The 3,716-nt window shown below is 50.5% G+C and carries 3 protein-coding genes, 1 tRNA gene and 1 pseudogene; 2 read left to right on the top strand and 3 right to left on the bottom strand.

Annotation, left to right across the window (positions count from 1 at the left end):
* Positions 1-1,096 (top strand): annotated as a pseudogene (locus B3355_RS12290) (pyridoxal phosphate-dependent aminotransferase); the annotation flags it as partial.
* A 62-nt stretch (positions 1,097-1,158) separates the two neighbouring features.
* Here B3355_RS12290 and B3355_RS12285 read toward each other — a convergent pair.
* On the bottom strand, positions 1,159-1,704 hold the full coding sequence (locus tag B3355_RS12285; protein ID WP_292784392.1) for a hypothetical protein: 546 nt from the start codon (positions 1,702-1,704) through the stop codon (positions 1,159-1,161).
* A 221-nt stretch (positions 1,705-1,925) separates the two neighbouring features.
* Here B3355_RS12285 and B3355_RS12280 point away from each other — a divergent pair.
* Positions 1,926-2,001 (top strand) — tRNA-Asn (locus tag B3355_RS12280).
* A 100-nt stretch (positions 2,002-2,101) separates the two neighbouring features.
* On the opposite strand, the gene B3355_RS12275 is transcribed toward B3355_RS12280, so the two are convergent.
* Both B3355_RS12275 and B3355_RS12270 read right to left on the bottom strand, forming a co-directional pair.
* The gene (locus tag B3355_RS12275) at positions 2,102-3,343 is read right to left on the bottom strand and encodes a type II toxin-antitoxin system HipA family toxin (RefSeq protein WP_292784389.1); all 1,242 of its coding nucleotides are present in this window, start codon (positions 3,341-3,343) and stop codon (positions 2,102-2,104) included.
* Positions 3,333-3,677 (bottom strand): helix-turn-helix domain-containing protein, encoded by a 345-nt coding sequence (locus B3355_RS12270; protein WP_024929897.1) that lies wholly within the window; start codon positions 3,675-3,677, stop codon positions 3,333-3,335. Before B3355_RS12270 ends, B3355_RS12275 begins: the two co-directional genes overlap by 11 nt.
* Positions 3,678-3,716: the final 39 nt, after the last annotated feature.

Below are 3,716 nucleotides of genomic sequence, written 5' to 3'. Positions count from 1 at the left end.
GTGTTATCCATTAAAGAATCTCCAACTTTGGCCATTACTGCCAAAGCTGCCAAATATAAATCCGAAGGTCGCCCGATTATTGGCCTGGCCGCCGGTGAACCAGACTTTGATACGCCGCAGCATATTAAAGATGCAGCCAAGGCAGCGATTGATGCCGGTTACACCAAATACACGCCGGTCAGCGGCATTCCAGCGCTGAAAAAAGCCATCGTGAATAAATTCAAAAATGAAAACGGTTTTGACTACGCCTTAAACGAAGTCATCGTCGGTGTTGGCGGCAAGCAAACCATTTTCAACCTGTGCCTGGCCGTGTTAAACCCGCACGATGAAGTGATTATTCCAGCGCCTTACTGGGTCAGCTACGCCGACATCGCCATGGTGGCCGAGGCGAAGCCTGTGATTCTCGAATGCGGTATCGAACAAGGTTTTAAGCTGCTGCCAGCACAACTGGAAGCAGCCATTAACGCCAAAACCAAACTGGTGATGTTCAACTCCCCTTCCAACCCAACCGGCGCGGTCTACACGCTGGACGAGTTAAAAGCATTGGGTGAAGTGTTGCTGAAGCATCCACATGTATTAATCGCCACCGATGATATGTANNAATGGCGTATCCAAAGCCTACTCCATGACCGGCTGGCGTATTGGTTACGCCGCAGGCCCGGCTTATATCATCAAAGCCATGGAAATCCTGCAAAGCCAATCCACCAGCAACCCGACCTCGATTTCACAATATGCCGCCGAAGCGGCCTTGAGTGGTTCACAAGACTGTATCAAGCCGATGGTGGCTGCGTTCCGCGAGCGTCACAAATATGTGGTTGACCGTTTCAACGCCATGCCAGGCCTGAGCTGTTTAATGGCAGGCGGCGCGTTCTATGCTTTCCCGGATGCACGCCAGGCTATCGCAAGCCTGCACCAGGCTGGCAAAATCAAAGACGCGTCAGATATGGCGTTGGCTGAATACTTGCTGGAAGAGCACAATGTGGCTGTGGTGCCAGGCTCCGCCTTTGGTGCCGAAGGCTATTTCCGCATCTCGTTCGCCACCAGTATGGAAAACCTGCAAGAAGCACTGGATCGCATTGAAAAAGCGCTCAACTAATTAGCATTCGCCTGAAAAGAAAAAAGCGCCCTTGGGCGCTTTTTTCTTTTATGTATTAAAGATCAATCTTTGATGAAGTCCTTGAGCAAGCTCTGCTGCAAAGCCACCTCACTCGGCAAACTGGTGCTTGCCATCAAATCCACCGCACCAGCACCTAAAGTAGACGACTGGCTGTTTGCATGATCCTGAATCAAGTCATCAATATGAAGAGCGGCTGCCACTTCATCAGGCAATACTGTCGCTGCAAATGCAGAAAATGTGTTTTCTACAGGCAACTCCGCCAATAAACCAGCGATATCCAACACGTCCTCGCCGGATTGCACTGAAGCCAGCACATGCTGCAACAACCACGGGTGTATCGCGTCATCACTCGCATCTGCAACGTATTGAGCGGTAAGTTGCGTTGTCATGGTAATGGTTTGCTGCCCATTAAACTGAATCAGCTCACCCGTCATTGCCTCCAGTGCCAATGTTGCACCTGAAGCCGTCACTACCTGATCGCCTTCACGCAACAAATCGCCAGCAACCAGCGCGCGATGCTGCCCACGGGCGTCAATCACTTCTGCCACGCCATCCACACTCGCAATTTTACCAACCATGGTTCGCATCGTATTCTCCTGACACATATTATAAGTCAGCACCCTGACAAACCCGCCGCTGTCAAGGATCAGTGGCGCGAATATTACAAAAATTTGCCTAAAAATAGCCACAGATCATGCATTTTGTTTGGGCCATTCCCTCACCACAAAAAATATAAAATATTTCGCAAAAAGTAGTTGACCAAGGGGCGAGGCCTCAGTAATATAGCGCCTTCAAACGACGTACCGATTCCTCAATAGCTCAGTCGGTAGAGCGCCGGACTGTTAATCCGTAGGTCCCTGGTTCGAGCCCAGGTTGAGGAGCCAAATAAAAAAGGCCTTGCAGAAATGCAAGGCCTTTTGCTTTATTCGCCGTACTGAATAATGGTTTTCTAAAAAGACCACCTTTACCCCAGCTTCACGCAACCTACTCCGCGTGAATAAAAGCCATCTGCCGATCCAAACACTGCTGCACTCTTTTCATCAGCACATCACTGCCGCCTAACCTTTCAACAGTAGGCAATAACTGTTGACGCGTTTTATCTTCAATATCGTCAATGATTGCTTTGGCAATATTTTCGTTAATACCGAAATGTGAAGCCGCACGTATGGCCAAGCTGAGCTTGGAAAGATTGTTGCCGGGGAAAATAGCCAGCGCCTGGTAATGCACGTTCGTCAGTTGCATGACGACGTCAAACGCGGGAGAAAGCTGATATTGATTGCCTTTGACATGCAACATGCCATGGTTTTTGACATGGTCATCGGTATTGTCGATGATGAGGTTAAATACCATTCTGCGGTATAACTGCTTTAAATCGTGCTCGGGTTGGGCTGAAATCTTTCTGATCACCTGCGCGAATTCAATATAACTGCCGCCATTTGAGTTGTAGGGCACATTAAGTAACGCAGATGCCGAGAGGTAATGTATGCGCGTTTCGTCATCCACAGTGCCAGCCCGGTCAAAACGCTGCACTAACAAGGCATGCCCGCGATGTATGGGCGCCAGTGTGTGCGGGGAGACGTCTATGCCACACAGTCCGGCTAACGCTAGCACGGCGGCCTCAAGCAACTCTACATCGTGGTCATCGCTGCTTGCCGGGAATTTCGCAATCCACCTTTTATTATCGTGGATGAAATCCGCTTTGGGCCTGGCCCCACCTAGGCTGCCACCTTTATTGAGCAGTCGACGCAGGTGCAACGGTATCTCCATGGCGACCTCTAGTCGCTTGACCGCCTCAGCCATCTCATCAAGTGAAAACAGCTCACTGTCGGCTGCTTGCAGTTGAATCGGCAAGGTCTCGGCGAAAGTCATTGCGCCAACGCGATTGGCGTTGGTGAGTAGCAATACATCAATATCATCCAGGGTACGGCCCTGCTGGGACTCCAGCACTTTGCGCCCCCAGGCATCCGGCAACGCGTCACACAAAGTCAAAGGTAACGCGCCGCCGTCACGCACGCGACGCTCGGCCACGCTGACGACTTCATTTTTAAGCGTTAGATGTAGCGGATTTAGTGCAAAGGCATCAGGCGCCGCCAAAAATCCGGTGCCATAAGCTAATTGGCTGGACTCAATCACGCCTCTGCGCGCAAGTTTCAAAATCGCCGCGGGCCTGACATCGGTATCGAACCTGGCAGCCAGGCCTATATAAATGGTGCGATTAGAAATCACGCTCGTCCTCTGAAATGAATGCGGCATCGGTTACGCCAGGTTTTTTTCTGGCGCGAATAGACGCACTAGCACTCACGGAGACAGGCGCAACAGCCTCCAGATTGTCCAATTGGCCAAACAACCACAGTGCATTGGCAATAATGCCCACACTCGCGCTAGGCTTGCCAGCCTCAATCGCCCGGTAAGTATTCTGCGAACAGAGCAAGCGGGTTGACATCTCCTTCACTGTCCAGCCCAAAGCCACGCGGTTGGCACGCAGGCGCAAGCCTAGCGTTTCTAATGCCTTAAGCACATCCGGGTTAGCACTCGCTAGTGAATTTGTTTTTTTAGACATTAATAAATTAATATTTAATAGACTTAAAGTTCATTATAT

Origin of the sequence: Methylophilus sp. UBA6697, from assembly GCF_002454655.1 — a bacterium.
In the GTDB taxonomy this organism is placed as follows: domain Bacteria; phylum Pseudomonadota; class Gammaproteobacteria; order Burkholderiales; family Methylophilaceae; genus Methylophilus.
The sequence above is the reverse complement of the archived record's forward strand: the minus strand, read 5'-3'. Positions and strand labels throughout refer to the sequence as shown.